15 protein-coding genes are annotated in these 14,276 nt (G+C 47.5%); 12 read left to right on the plus strand and 3 right to left on the minus strand.

Translation table 11 applies throughout. From position 1 onward, the window contains the following. Window positions 1-33 precede the first annotated feature (33 nt). The 3 genes from mobC to mobA form a co-directional block, all read right to left on the minus strand. Window positions 34-2,037, minus strand: a complete 2,004-nt coding sequence (gene mobC, locus KUA48_RS12600) for a conjugal transfer protein MobC (RefSeq protein WP_218432305.1) — start codon at window positions 2,035-2,037, stop codon at window positions 34-36. 153 nt (window positions 2,038-2,190) lie between these two features. Next, window positions 2,191-3,444: a conjugal transfer protein MobB gene (gene mobB / locus KUA48_RS12605; RefSeq protein WP_153089018.1), complete on the minus strand. Its 1,254-nt coding sequence runs from the start codon at window positions 3,442-3,444 to the stop codon at window positions 2,191-2,193. Further along, window positions 3,429-3,848 (minus strand): conjugal transfer protein MobA, encoded by a 420-nt coding sequence (gene mobA, locus KUA48_RS12610; RefSeq protein WP_194252854.1) that lies wholly within the window; start codon window positions 3,846-3,848, stop codon window positions 3,429-3,431. Before mobA ends, mobB begins: the two co-directional genes overlap by 16 nt. Before the next feature lie 807 nt (window positions 3,849-4,655). Between mobA and KUA48_RS12615 the strand changes: the two genes are divergently transcribed. The 12 genes from KUA48_RS12615 (at window position 4,656) to traM (ending at window position 14,237) form a co-directional block, all read left to right on the plus strand. Next, window positions 4,656-5,411, plus strand: a complete 756-nt coding sequence (locus KUA48_RS12615) for a ParA family protein (protein ID WP_218432303.1) — start codon at window positions 4,656-4,658, stop codon at window positions 5,409-5,411. A 5-nt stretch (window positions 5,412-5,416) separates the two neighbouring features. Further along, entirely contained in the window at window positions 5,417-5,935 is a 519-nt protein-coding gene (locus KUA48_RS12620) for a DUF3408 domain-containing protein (RefSeq protein ID WP_218432301.1), read from the plus strand. An 11-nt stretch (window positions 5,936-5,946) separates the two neighbouring features. Then, on the plus strand, window positions 5,947-6,291 hold the full coding sequence (locus KUA48_RS12625) for a DUF3408 domain-containing protein (protein WP_153089022.1): 345 nt from the start codon (window positions 5,947-5,949) through the stop codon (window positions 6,289-6,291). A 19-nt stretch (window positions 6,292-6,310) separates the two neighbouring features. After that, window positions 6,311-6,973 (plus strand): hypothetical protein, encoded by a 663-nt coding sequence (locus KUA48_RS12630; protein ID WP_218432296.1) that lies wholly within the window; start codon window positions 6,311-6,313, stop codon window positions 6,971-6,973. A 156-nt stretch (window positions 6,974-7,129) separates the two neighbouring features. Then, window positions 7,130-7,435 carry a DUF4134 domain-containing protein gene (locus tag KUA48_RS12635; protein WP_218432295.1) on the plus strand — a complete coding sequence of 102 codons (306 nt, stop codon included), beginning with the start codon at window positions 7,130-7,132 and terminating at the stop codon, window positions 7,433-7,435. Between the two features lie 20 nt (window positions 7,436-7,455). Further along, complete coding sequence (locus KUA48_RS12640) at window positions 7,456-7,782, plus strand: DUF4133 domain-containing protein (protein WP_153114134.1); 327 nt, start codon at window positions 7,456-7,458, stop codon at window positions 7,780-7,782. Further along, window positions 7,779-10,280 (plus strand): TraG family conjugative transposon ATPase, encoded by a 2,502-nt coding sequence (locus tag KUA48_RS12645; RefSeq protein WP_218432294.1) that lies wholly within the window; start codon window positions 7,779-7,781, stop codon window positions 10,278-10,280. The genes KUA48_RS12640 and KUA48_RS12645 overlap by 4 nt, the downstream gene beginning before the upstream one ends. Window positions 10,281-10,328: 48 nt before the next feature. After that, window positions 10,329-10,940, plus strand: a complete 612-nt coding sequence (locus KUA48_RS12650; RefSeq protein ID WP_370867672.1) for a DUF4141 domain-containing protein — start codon at window positions 10,329-10,331, stop codon at window positions 10,938-10,940. A 3-nt stretch (window positions 10,941-10,943) separates the two neighbouring features. Then, window positions 10,944-11,957: a conjugative transposon protein TraJ gene (gene traJ / locus KUA48_RS12655; protein ID WP_218432293.1), complete on the plus strand. Its 1,014-nt coding sequence runs from the start codon at window positions 10,944-10,946 to the stop codon at window positions 11,955-11,957. 30 nt (window positions 11,958-11,987) lie between these two features. Next, window positions 11,988-12,611, plus strand: a complete 624-nt coding sequence (traK, locus tag KUA48_RS12660; RefSeq protein ID WP_068856390.1) for a conjugative transposon protein TraK — start codon at window positions 11,988-11,990, stop codon at window positions 12,609-12,611. Between the two features lie 11 nt (window positions 12,612-12,622). Further along, window positions 12,623-12,913 (plus strand): TraL conjugative transposon family protein, encoded by a 291-nt coding sequence (locus KUA48_RS12665; RefSeq protein ID WP_153089026.1) that lies wholly within the window; start codon window positions 12,623-12,625, stop codon window positions 12,911-12,913. Then, window positions 12,894-14,237: a conjugative transposon protein TraM gene (traM, locus tag KUA48_RS12670; protein WP_218432292.1), complete on the plus strand. Its 1,344-nt coding sequence runs from the start codon at window positions 12,894-12,896 to the stop codon at window positions 14,235-14,237. The genes KUA48_RS12665 and traM overlap by 20 nt, the downstream gene beginning before the upstream one ends. Window positions 14,238-14,276 lie beyond the last annotated feature (39 nt).

The raw sequence follows: 14,276 nt of genomic DNA on the forward strand, positions 1-14,276 counted from the left end.
ATTAACGAGATTTTTTCGGCATAAATGCGGTTTTTACTTCTGTATCAAGTGCTTCAAATTCTCGTCAGCAGCGATGCGTTCCAGCTCGTCCTTGACAATCAGCTTGACATCCTCCTTTATCCGATTGTAGTTGTCCTGAATGGCTTGCTTCATGCAGTCGTTGCCATCGGTATCCTTGAAATCGTTGACGATAGGGATAGGCTGATAATGGCTTTCCTCTCGCTTTACTTTGTCGGTGTCAACGACAATCTCGGCATGGAAGATTTTCTGCTCTATGCGCTCGGTGAAGTTGTCGGAAACAGAGCCGACAAACATACCTTGGGTAAGACCACTAATCTTGCTTGGCGGAATGAGACTATCCATTTGGGTATTGATGGACGTAGAGACATCCTGACGGTTGATGGAAATGGACTGACGCTTTTGGAGCACTTTTCCAAAGCGCTCGGATAAAGTCTTGGCGGTCTCGCCAACAACCTGTCCGCTGAAGATATTACCAACGGTATTGATAACCACCTTTGCCTCCTTATCCCCATAATCACGGACCAACTGTGAGAAGTCCTGAAAGCCCAAGCAGACGGCAACCTTGTTGCTTCGTGCCGTAGCAATCAGATTATCCAAGCCTTTGAAATAGATGGTCGGCAACTCGTCAATGATAACGGATGATTTGAGTTGTCCCTTCTTGTTGATGAGTTTCACTATGCGGCTGTTGTACAAGCCAAGTGCCGCACCATAAATGTTCTGACGGTCGGGATTGTTGCCGACACATAGAATCTTCGGTTCTTCGGGATTGTTGATGTCGAGTGTAAACTCGCTTGCGGACATCACCCAATAGAGTTGTGGTGAGATCATTCGTGACAACGGAATCTTTGCGCTTGCAATCTGACCCGCCAACTGCTCCATCGCCCCACCTTGCCAGGCATCCATGAACGGAGATAAATAATTTTCAAGTTCGGGATAGCTCGTTAGTATCGGAAAGACATCTTCGTATCTGCGGTTGAGCAGTTCGATGGCATGAGGAAAGGTGCAATACTTTCCGTCCTTGTAGATTCTTAGGTACCAGATGATGGCAGCAAACAGAATAATCGGACTCTCCACGAAGAAGTCGCCCTGCTTCTGTACCCACGTCTTGTTGAGATTGAGCATGATGGTGTATGCACTCTCATAAGCATCGGAAATGTCACTCATAAAATCTGGGTGAATAGGATTACAGCGATGACTTCTGCGAGGATCGTCAAAGTTGATGACATAGAACTGGGGCTTGACCTTATATCCATTCTGATGGTTCATCATGTGGTTGTAGGCAATCGTCGAAAGGTCGGAAAACTTGAAATCATAGATATACATTGAATACCCCTTCTCTATCTGCTGTTTGATGTAGTTGTTCACGACAGCAAAGGACTTACCACTACCCGGTGTACCTAACACGATGGTCGCTCGGAACGGATTGACCACGTTGATCCATCCTCTCTGCCATTTCTTCTTGTAGTAGAAGCGAGTGGGCAGATTGACAGAATACTCGTTCTCCATGAGTTTGGTCTCCTGCATGAAACTCTCGTTCTCATTATTGAACACATCCTCCATGAGGTTGTGCTTCAAGAGTCGGCTCATCCACAGTCCACCCATCAACAGGCAGATATAACCTGCTGTCATTGTAAAGATGTACAGCGTGGCATTGCCCAAATAAGATATAGGCAACAATAATATCCACCAGTTGAGGAAGAACAAGAAGAAGCCAACTGCAAGAACCGTAAAAATCCTGTTCCAACTCATCTTTTCTGCTTTCACGCCCTTGGTTCCCAAACATGAGAGCGCCAGGAGAAGAAGCGAAAACAGCTTGGTATAGAGAATGGAATGAAACAAACCACCTGTACGGTTGAAGTTGATCAGGATTCTGTCAACCACCCCGATTGTCACTCCCCAAATGTGCATTGCCTCGTAGCAATACCAATATACATTCATAATTGCGAGTATGATACTCACAGCACGGAGAAAATCCATAATTTTCCCCAATGCTCTCAAATCGTCTTCTTGTGCCATTGTTTTTCAGTTTTGAAGTTATACAATTTGTTTGAATAAAAAACTCACGCTCAGCAATCCGAAAGTAAACTTTCATTGCATCCGCTTAATCGTTTTTTCTGATTGAAGAATGGCTTTCTCCATTGTATAAGAAAGCCAACCCTGATGATACGGTTAAAGGCTTCGTCCTTTACGTTTCTTCTTCTTTCTACGCAACTCTCTATCAAATGCTGCTTCCTGTGCCTCGTTGGAAGAACCATTCCCTGCCATAAGTCCAAGACCGCTGCCGTCCTCATCGAACAAGCCAGAACCTTGAAGTTCCTGCTCCAAGCCAGAGTCTTCTTCTTTTGGAATGGCAAGCGGTATCGGCTGTTCGTTCTCGTAAGGCAAGGTGAAGTGCTCCTGTAGGGCATTGGCAGAAAGATTCGTTCCAAGCCGTGAACCATTGAACACGCTTTGAGTGCGGTGGTCAATAAATGTTGCTCCGTAGATACGGCCGTCAGCTGTATGGCGGAAAACAACATCAATACCCTTTGCTTTCAGCAGTTCAACAAACTTATCCTTATTGTACGTCTGCTTCAAGACTGCTTCCACGCTATGACGGGTCATCTCGGAGAGTTTCTTTTCCTCCTTGAACTTCTTGGTAGAATAAGCGAACCGTTTTTCTATTGCCTCCACACCGACAGATTTGTCAATCTTGGAAGCCTTGAAAGGATTTCCCACCTTGTTGCCCTGTCCGTCCGTGGCAGAATAGACAAAACCATGATACTCACGACCGCCAACTTCGCCTCTGACTTCCTCCAAGGATATATTATATAAGGAAAGAAGTGTACGGTATTCGCCTAAGGACTGGAACCTGTAGGTGGCGCAGAGTGATTTCACGGTGTTGGCAACCTGCTTTTTCACATTGCCTTGGCTTACATCCACCTTACGGAGCGGATTGTCTGCTTGGCGTTGCTTGCGGTCTGCCTTGTGGAGATTGTACTTCTCCTCCAAGTCACGGGTGATAGCCTTGCTCCTATGGTAGTTGTATCGGCTATCCAAACACTTGCCGTTTTCATCCACTCGGATGGTCACGATGTGCATGTGATGACGGTCGATATCCTCATGCTTGTAAACCATGTATGGCTGGTTGCCATATCCCATGCGCTCCAAGTATTCACGGGCGATGTTCTCCATGTCCATATCCGTCAGCACATCATCGGGATGCGGATTCAAGGATATATGCACGACAGGCTTCTCTGTTCTGATGTGCGGAGAAAGGTATCGCTGGAAATCACGCAAGGCATAGGCGATGCTCGTCTTTCCCGAACAATCATCGAAGATCTTGTTCGTTGCCAAGAGCTTTCCCTCTTCCTTGTTAATCTTCTCACCATTGTATGCCAGTGCGCCATACAATGAACTTCCGAAACTTATCTTTGCGACCATCTTTCCTCAAACTTACGGGTTAGTTCAACAATCTCACGGGTAAGAGAGACCAGTTCCCTGGTGCAGTTCTCCAGCTTATAGAGCAAAGCCATTGCCTTTTTCTCGGAGAAATGACAACGGAGTTCCTTGACAACCTGGTTGTAGTTGTTGCCAATCATTCGGTACTGCGAGTGAAAAGAAGAAAGCTTGGTGTAGTATTCCACCAGCGTCTTGTCCTCTCGCAACACCTTGAACGGCTCGCCGAAAATACGTGCCTTGGCAAAGACAGCCTTTGCCTTCACATCAGTCTGCTCATACATGACGAGGAATTTCATCCACTCGTCATCGTCGAACCGAAGCATCACATGGTGCAACTTCGGGTTCAGCTTGGGGATTCGTCCCCCTCGTTTTTTTTCTGTGTTCATATTAAAATGGATTAAGTGGTACATGCGGCAATAATGGAATTGCACAAACTATCGTCAGATTGGAACATGGGGAGCCCGACTTCGGAGAGGCTACCAACCCGGCAGGGCAAGGTCTTTGAGGTACCCTCGAACATCGGCTGCGCTCGGAAGAATGAAAAGGAACTTTTCTTCTTCTCTCGCTGGCACGATGTTACGGGGAGTAACTCCAAAGGTTTTGAGTAACTCAAAACATACCTTGCTATGTCTTTGAGGACATAAAAATCCGCTTAGGGTGGATTGAAGTTAGCCTTCGTAAGAAACTGTCCCATTCCGAATGGAAGCTGTTCGGGAAATCCAGTCCTTTGCGGAGCATCAAGCCTTAGTTCTTCTCGGAACGATATGGATGCGCTATCCATTGCTTTGCCTTTCGGGTGCAAAATTACGGCTAAAAAAGCGCCCTTGGAACAGATGCACCCCAGACAACCACTGCAACTATCGGCAACATGCTGCCACAGGATTTGAAAACCATTGTTTTTCGGAAAAAGCGTTGTTACTTTGCAGCGTGATTCAAATGAATCGGTGTTCATTGGAATGCTTGAATTACTGTTTGTTGGACTATGTGGAAGCACATTTGGATAGTCAAAAATACATCCATAAATATCCGCACAGACCCACATGAACAATTGATTAGAAAAGCAAGTGTTCAAATGTTCTTTTGAACACTCATGTTGACAATAACACGTTCAATCACAAAAACGGATAAGTGACCGTTCAAGGTGACACTCAATCCAACAATATAATGTATAACAACTCATAGAGACAAACAAAATGGAAAAGACAAAGTATGTGGCATTCTCCACCCAAAAAGGAGGCGCAGGCAAGACGACGCTCACGGTGCTTGTGGCAAGTTACCTGCATTACGTGAAGGGATTCAATGTGGCAATCATTGATTGCGACCACCCTCAGTATAGCATCAGCGGCATCCGTAGCCGTGATGCAGAAGCGTCCGTCAAGGACGCACATTACAAGAAGATGGCTTATGAGCAAATCAAGAAGTTGAACAAAAAGCCGTATCCTGTAACAAAAAGCAAGGCAGAGGATGCCTTGGAGGTTGCCGAGAAGATGAAGGCAAAGCACCCTACATTGGACTTCATCTTCTTTGATTTGCCAGGAACCGCAAACAACAACGATGTGATTTGCTTGGTTTCCAAGATGAATCATATCTTCACGCCGATTATAGCAGACCGTGTGGTATTGACAAGTTCCATCGGATATGCCAAGACTATCAAAGAGGCGTTCATCACCATCGGAAGGAGCAACGTCAAGAGTATTCATCTTGTCTGGAACATGGTGGATGGTCGTGAAAAGACGGAACTGTATGATACCTACGAAAAGGTATTCGCAGAGCATGCACTTTCTGTATTGAAGACATTTTTGCCAGACAGCAAGCGTTTCCGCAAGGAGACTGCCAATGAGAGAAAAGCGGTATTTCGCTCTACAGTGTTTCCCGCAGACAAGAGCCTTGTAAGAGGAAGTAATCTTGACAAGTTGGTGGACGAAGTATTAACAATCATCAAAACATAAGTAACATGGCAAAAAAGACAAAAGCAGAGGAAGAGTATGCCGACCTTGTCATACAGTCCTTGGTTCAAGAAGACTACAGCGTTTCAAAGCCTGTTGAAAGTGCTGCTACATCCAATGAGTCGCAAGACATGGAAGACAAAGGTGATGCACAAGAAGCAGATGGCGCAAAAGTGGATAAAAAATCTACCTTCACAGAAAAGAATGTGGCGATAGCAACTCCACAAGTTCCACAAAATAGAAAGAACAAGACGAAGGATATTGCAGTAAACAAGGAATGCATTGTGAAACGTGACTATGAGGAATCCTTTATGCGAGAGTCGGGAATGACGGCACGCAAAGGAAAGCAAGTCTGCATCCGCAGTAACTTCCATGACCGCATCATGAAGTTGATACAAGTCATCGGCAAGAACGAGGTGACGATAGCCAGCTACATCGACAATGTGTTGGCATCTCATTTCGAGGACTATCAAGAGGATATTGCCGAGTCTTTCGGCAAGCATATCAAGACATTCACTAACATATAAAAATAAGAGACATGAAACAGACAAAGAAGAATTATGGTAAAAAGCCAACGACAACAGTAAGCAAGCAGTCCACTAATGGAAACAAGGGAAATGCACTCCGTAACAGATACACGGAGAAGTTCATACGTCCTACCGAGTTTCCTGCTCGTTCTGGAAGAATGACCTATATTCGCAAGGACTATCATCATATTATTGCGAATATGATACCTCTCATCAGTGATGGAACCGTGTCCATATCAAGCTACATTGACCATGTTCTGACGGAACACTTCAAGCAATATGGCACAGTGATAGACGAGATGTATTTGGAAAAGCAGCGAACATCTACGAGCGTTAGTGCTTTTGTGGGCAAATAACCTATCGAAGTGTAAGCCTATGGAGAATGTTTTTATCATATTGCTGGTATTGTTCAACTTTTGGACAATATGGTTCTTTATGAGAGAGGAAAAGGAGCGATGTCTGCCGAAAGAGGGAAAAGGTGAAGAAACAAAACCACCGATAGACCCTTATGAGTTTGTTCCCAAGAGCCAGTATCAGTATAAGCCTCCCTTGAAAGAAAATAAGGTCGAGGATAAGACAGAAAGCAATATGTCCGAGCCAGTGAAAGAGGAAGATGTAACTTTTGAGGAAACACAACAAGAGACAAAATCCTCTGCTCAGATTCCTGACGAAGACTTGGATGAAACTTTCAAGGATTGTCGAATAGAGGATGTACCGACAGAATATTCTGACGAGGACGAGGGTAATGTACCACGAGCCAAGGGTAAATCCTTTGAGGACATAGACCTTGCTGTCCGCACGGTGAAAAAGCCAAAGGCATCCAAGGCAGAAATGGTACAGGCTGGAGAAGTGTTCAAAGATTTGGATGGAACGGAACTGTTCGCACGGATGATCAATGACGAGAAACTGTTTATGCAGATAGAGGAATCCATAAATATTGCCGTCCAAGCGATGAATGAAAAAGATATAGTGGAGGAAAACATCAGTTCCCGATTGCCTGACAATTATGAGGACTTCAATATCCTCGATTTTGTGTAACATAAAAAAGTACAAGACAATGAAAAAGAAAGACTACGGCTAAAATCTCAGCTCGCCACAGAATCCATAAGTCGGCATCATGCCGCATGAGTAAACAAAAGTATCAACCGCCAGACGGGATCATCCAATCCCCAAGGCACAGACAAAAAACGATTTATGAACAAGAAAAACAGAATCATTCTTCTCGCTGCGATGCTTGTCGCAGCCGTATCAAAAACATTCGCGCAAGGCAACGGACTTGCAGGTATCAACGAGGCAACAAGTATGGTGACCTCCTACTTCGACCCGGGCACGAAGCTCATCTACGCCATCGGTGCCGTGGTAGGTCTCATCGGAGGCATCAAGGTGTATGGCAAGTTCTCGTCAGGCGACCCGGACACGAGCAAGACTGCCGCAAGCTGGTTCGGAGCCTGCATCTTCCTCATCGTGAGCGCAACCATCCTCCGCTCGTTCTTCTTATAATATAATAAGGTATAAGACTTATGGCTGACTACCCAATCAACAAGGGCATCGGTCATTCGGTTGAGTTCAAGGGACTGAAGGCACAGTACCTCTTCATCTTCGCAGGTGGACTGCTTGCCGTCTTCTTCCTTGTGGTAGTCCTCTATATGGCAGGTGCGGACCAACTGGTCTGCATCGGCTTGGGTCTCACGCTCGGATTATTGCTTGTATGGGGAACATTCCATCTGAACAACAAGTACGGTGAGCATGGACTGATGAAGCTCCTTGCCGCCAAGAGCCATCCACGCTATATCCTCAACCGAAGGAAAACAAACCGAATGTTCAAACATAAAAAGAAAGAAGAATGAGAAATATCAGAAAATCAAGCACCCTTGAGAGCAAGTTCCCGCTGCTTGCCGTGGAGCAAGGCTGCATTATCTCCAAGAATGGCGACATCACGGTCGCCTACGAGGTGACGCTCCCCGAAATCTTCACGGTAACATCGCAGGAGTATGAGTCGGTACATGCCGCATGGTGCAAGGCTATCAAGGTGCTGCCAAACTACAGCATTGTCCACAAGCAGGACTGGTTCGTGAAAGAGAACTATGCGCCGGACTTGCAGAATAGCGACATGAGCTTTCTGTCAAGAAGCTATGAGCGACACTTCAATGAGCGTCCTTACCTGCATCACCAGTGTTACCTGTTCCTTACCAAGACCTCCAAGGAGCGCATGGCACACCAGAGCAATTTTTCCACCTTGTGCCGTGGGCATATCATCCCCAAGGAAATCAAGGACAAGGAAACGGTCGCAAGATTCCTCGATGCCGTGGAGCAGTTCGCAATAATCATCAACGACTCCGGCTATATCTCCTTACGCAGACTGACGGATGATGAAATCACAGGCACGGAACGAACGACTGGACTTGTAGGCAAGTACCTCTCGCTCTCCACTGAGAACGTGCAATGTTTGGAGGACATGGAAGTGTCTGCAAGTGGTATGCGTATCGGAAACAAACACCTATGCCTTCATACCTTGTCGCAAACGGAAGACCTGCCAACGGAAGTATCTACGGACAACCGCTTTGAGCGATTGTCAACTGACCGAAGTGACTGCCGTCTGTCCTTTGCCGCTCCAGTTGGCTTGCTGTTGTCCTGCAACCATATCTATAACCAGTATGTATTCATAGACAACAGTGACGAGACCTTGCAGAAGTTCGAGAAAACCGCCCGTAACATGCACTCGCTGTCAAGGTACAGCCGACAGAACGCCATCAACAAGGAATGGATTGACGAGTATTTGAACGAGGCTCACTCACAGGGGTTGCAGTCTGTCCGTGCCCATTTCAATGTCCTGGCATGGGGCGAGGATATGGAAGAGTTGAAGCATCTTCGCAATGATGTGGGCAGTCAGTTGGCAAGCATGGAATGTGTGCCACGCCACAATACGGTGGATTGTCCGACACTTTTCTGGGCAGCGATACCCGGCAACGAGGGTGATTTTCCGTCAGAGGAGAGTTTCCATACCTTCATCGAACAGGCAACCTGCCTCTTCACGGAGGAAACCAACTATATGGATTCTCCCTCACCATTCGGCATCAAGATGGCAGACCGCATCAGTGGAAAGCCGCTGCACATTGACATCTCTGACCTGCCGATGAGGAAAGGCGTAACAACCAACCGCAACAAGTTCGTGCTCGGACCATCGGGAAGCGGAAAGTCGTTCTTCATGAACCACCTCGTCAGACAGTATTACGAGCAAGGCACGCATGTGGTCTTGGTCGATACGGGAAACTCCTACCAGGGACTCTGCGAGATGATCAACAGAAAGACAGGCGGAAAGGACGGTATCTACTGTACCTATACGGACGAGAGTCCCATCTCATTCAATCCGTTCTTCACCGAGGATAAGGTCTTTGACATCGAGAAGCGAGAGAGCATCAAGACATTGCTCCTGACGCTTTGGAAGAAGGACAACGAGCCTGCCACACGAGCGGAAGAGGTTGCCTTGTCAAATGCCGTGTCGCTCTACATCGGTAAACTGAAAGAGGAAAGCGACATCGTTCCATGCTTCAATACCTTCTATGAGTTTGTGGGAACGGAATACCGCAAGGTGCTGGAAGAAAAGAAAGTCCGTGAGAAAGATTTTGATATAGACGGATTTCTCAACGTGCTGGAACCTTACTACAAGGGTGGCGAATATGACTATCTGCTTAACTCCGACAAGGAGCTTGACCTGCTGCACAAGCGGTTCATCGTTTTCGAGATTGACGCCATCAAGGATCATCCAATTTTGTTCCCAGTCACGACTATCATCATCATGGAGCTGTTCATCAACAAGATGCGCCGCCTGAAAGGCATCCGCAAGATGATAGTGATAGAAGAAGCATGGAAAGCGATAGCTTCGGCAAACATGGCTTCCTATATCAAGTATCTCTATAAGACGGTCAGAAAATTCTTCGGTGAGGCGGTCGTGGTGACACAGGAAGTCGAGGACATCATATCCTCCGCTATCGTGAAGGACAGTATCATCAACAACTCAGACTGCAAGATACTCCTTGACCAGAGGAAGTTCATGAACAAGTTCGAGCAGATACAGTCATTGCTCGGATTGACGGAAAAGGAGAAGTCGCAGATTCTCTCCATCAACCAGTCCAACGACCCCTCACGTCTCTACAAGGAAGTATGGATAGGACTCGGAGGAACGCAGTCGGCAGTATATGCCACAGAGGTGTCCACGCAAGAATATCTCGCCTATACGACAGAAGAAAGTGAGAAACTGGAGGTAAGGGCATTGGCGGAGAAACTCGGCGGTGACATGGAAGCCGCCATCCGGCAGCTTGCAGAGGACAAACAAGAGAACAAATGAAATTCATTATCCACTTAATCCAAAAGTAAAATGAGAACAAAAGTAATCATGACAATCTGCCTGTTCCTCCTGATGGTGGGAAAGGCAAGCGCACAGTGGTCTGTCATAGATCCTACCAATATTGCGCAGAGTATCATCAACTCGTCCAACAACATCGTCCACACATCTTCGACGGCTCAGAACATGATCAACAACTTCAAGGAGACCGTGAAGATTTACGAGCAGGGCAAGAAGTACTACGATGCGCTGAAGTCGGTGAACAACCTCGTCAAGGACGCACGCAAGGTGCAGCAGACCATCCTCATGGTAGGTGACATCACAGACATCTACATCAACAACTATCAGAAGATGATGCACGATGACAATTTCTCCGTGGAGGAACTCTCCGCCATCGGCTTCGGCTACACCAAACTGCTGGAGGAAAGCAACGATGTGCTGACAGAACTGAAGAACGTGGTGAACATCACGACCCTTTCCATGACGGACAAGGAGCGAATGGACGTGGTGGAACGCTGCTACTCGAAGATGAAGCGTTACCGCAATCTCGTGAGCTACTACACCAACAAGAACATTTCCGTGAGTTATCTGCGTGCCAAGAAGAAAAACGACCTTGACCGCATCATGGGACTCTACGGCAAGTCGAACGAGAAATACTGGTAGCCTATGGATTTCGAGAATCTTCACCAGATACTGCGTTCCCTGTATGACGAGATGATGCCGCTGTGCTCCGACATGACGGACATCGCCAAGGGACTTGCAGGACTTGGGGCGCTGTTCTATGTCGCCCTGAGGGTTTGGCAGTCACTGTCAAGGGCAGAGCCGATAGATGTATTTCCGCTGCTCCGTCCGTTTGCCATCGGACTTGCCATCATGTTCTTCCCGACCATCGTGCTCGGTACGCTCAACAGCGTGATGAGTCCCATCGTTCAAGGTACACATTCCATGCTGGAGACACAGACCTTCGACATGAATGAATACCGGGCGCAGAAAGACAAACTGGAGTATGAGGCGATGAAACGCAATCCGGAAACTGCATACCTTGTAAGCAACGAGGAGTTTGACAAGCAGCTTGACGAACTCGGCTGGTCACCCGGCGACGTGGTGACAATGGCAGGAATGTATGTGGAGCGTGGCATGTACAGCATGAAAAAGATCATCCGTGATTTCTTCCGTGAACTGCTGGAACTGCTGTTCCAAGCCGCTGCACTGGTCATAGACGTGCTGAGGACATTCTTCCTCATCGTCCTGTCCATCCTCGGACCGCTTTGTTTCGCCATATCGGTATGGGACGGATTCCAGTCCACGCTGACGCAATGGTTCTGCAGGTACATACAGATTTATCTCTGGCTACCCGTTTCGGACTTGTTCAGTACCATCCTTGCCAAGATACAGGTGCTGATGCTGCAAAACGACATCGAGGCATTGCAGAACGACCCGAATTTTTCCATTGAGGCAAGCAACGGTGTTTACATCGTTTTCCTCATCATCGGAATCATCGGTTACTTCACCATACCGACCGTGGCAGGCTGGATTATACAGGCAGGTGGCGGCATCGGCAACTACAACCGGAACGTGAACACGGCAGGCTCACTGGGCGGAAGCATCGCAGGAGCAACGGCTGGAAATGTGGCAGGACGTGCCGGAAGGCTCATCAAGAGCGGATTTAAGAAAATATAGTCATTCATGAACAATACAACGAAAAGAAAAATGGAATTCAAGTCATTGAAGAATATCGAGACCTCGTTCAGACAGATACGCCTGTTCTGCATCGTCCTCGTCATCGGTTGCGCTGTTGTTGCAATATGTTCGGTGGTGTTCGCATTCCGATTTGCGGAAAAGCAGCGCGAGAAGATATACGTCCTTGACGGAGGCAAGTCGCTGATGCTCGCCCTCTCGCAAGACCTCTCACAGAACAGACCTGCCGAGGCAAGGGAACACGTGAGACGCTTTCATGAGCTGTTCTTTACGCTATCTCCCGAAAAGAGCGCCATCGAGCACAACGTGAAACGAGCCTTGCTGCTGGCAGACAAGAGCGCATACAACTATTACCAGGACTTTGCGGAGAAAGGTTTTTATAACCGACTCATTGCGGGAAACATCAACCAGTCGCTGCAAGTTGACAGCGTGGTCTGTAACTTTGATAACTACCCTTATCAAGCCAAGACCTACGCACGGCAGGTGATACTCCGAGAGAGCAATGTGACGGAGAGAAGTCTTGTCACCGTATGCAGGTTGGTGAATGCCACACGCTCCGACGATAACCCGAATGGTTTTACCATTGAAGGTTTCACCATTGTGGAGAACAGGGACATCAGTACAGTAGAACGATAAAAATAGCAAGAATGGAAAATCCGATTAAGACAATCCAAGAAAAGGTGAATGGTATGAAGGGAAGACTGCGTGACAGGCTGGATTCCCTTCCGCCAAGGGTGAGACTGAAAGTCGTGCTCGTCATGTTCGGCTTGTTTGCCCTCTGTAGCCTTTACATGATAGGTTCAGCCATCATCAACTTCGGAAACGGCAAGACCTCTAATATAGAGGTTGAGCACATAGAGAGTGTAAAGTTGCCCACCGACAAGGGGCAGCAAGTGACCAACCTGAATGAATTGATACATGGAGAAAGAGAAGAATGACAAGGTGGAGCCGGATAAGGCTCCAAAGGAAAAGAAGCCTTTGACCGCAGAGCAGCGTATCAAGCGTAACAAGATGATTGCCATACCGTGCATGTGCCTCGTCTGCGGTCTGGTGCTATGGCTCATCTTCAAGCCGTCTGCATCAGAGGGAGAGAAAGGCAGCAAGGGATTCAACATGGAAATGCCCGATGCGGAGAAGACAGATGTGGAGGCGGACAAGCGCAAGGCATATTCCAAGGAGGATCTTGCCAATAAGCAAAAGGAAAAAAGCAGAGTAATGAACACTCTTGGTGAGTACATGCCGGGCATTGATTCGACTGTTACACGGCAAGAAAAGGACTTTGACCTGATGCAGTCTGGGCAGCAGCCAACAAAAGCGGAAAGACAGGAGGCGGATGCCATCCGCTCGTCTGCCGAGGCATACCAAACCTTGAACACAACCTTGGGCGGTTTCTATGAACAGCCACAGCAAGGGGGAAGCAGCGAAGATGCTGAGTTGAGGAAACGTCTTGATGAGCTGGAGGCAAGCATGATACAACAGGAAAACAAGCGTTCCAATATGGACGAGCAAGTCGCCCTTATGGAGAAGTCCTACCAACTTGCGGCAAAGTACATGCCTGGTGGAAATGCCAATGCGGCAAGTCCTTCATCAGCAGAAACTGCAACAGAGGAAAACAAGGAAGCTGTCACCAAGGGCAAGAAAGCCAAGGTTTCCTCTGTAAGGCAAGTGCAAAGGCGTGTAGTTTCGTCCTTGAACCGCCCCATGAGTAACGGGGAGTTTGTCGCCTCTTACTCGGAAAAGGCTTCGGCAATATTCAATACCGCCATCGGGAGAGGTGGTGTTTCCGACAAAAACACGATTTCTGCCTGCATCCACGGCAACCAGACCATAACGGACGGACAGGCAGTAAGGTTGAGATTGTTGGAATCTATGCGTGTCGGCAATAGGGAGATACCACGAAATTCTGTCATTGTCGGAGTGGCACGATTGCAAGGCGAAAGGCTTTCCATAGCCTTGAAGTCCATTGAGCACAACGGCATGATTATCCCGATTGAGCTTGCAGTCTATGACAATGACGGTCAGGAGGGCATCTTCATCCCGAAGTCGATGGAGGTTGACGCAGCCAAGGAAGTCGGTGCCAACATGGGAAGCTCGCTGAACAGCAGCATCAACATTTCCTCCAATGCCGGGGCACAGCTTGCCTCCGACTTGGGAAAAGGTGTCATACAAGGCGTGTCGCAGTATATCTCCAAGAAGATGCGTACCGTCAAGATACACCTGAAGGCTGGCTACAGGGTCATGCTCTACCAAGAGGAAGATTAGCCGAAAGGCAACAACATTTATACCACTTAATCCAAAAGT

Origin of the sequence: Segatella copri (assembly GCF_019249795.2) — a bacterium.
GTDB lineage: Bacteria > Bacteroidota > Bacteroidia > Bacteroidales > Bacteroidaceae > Prevotella > Prevotella copri_B.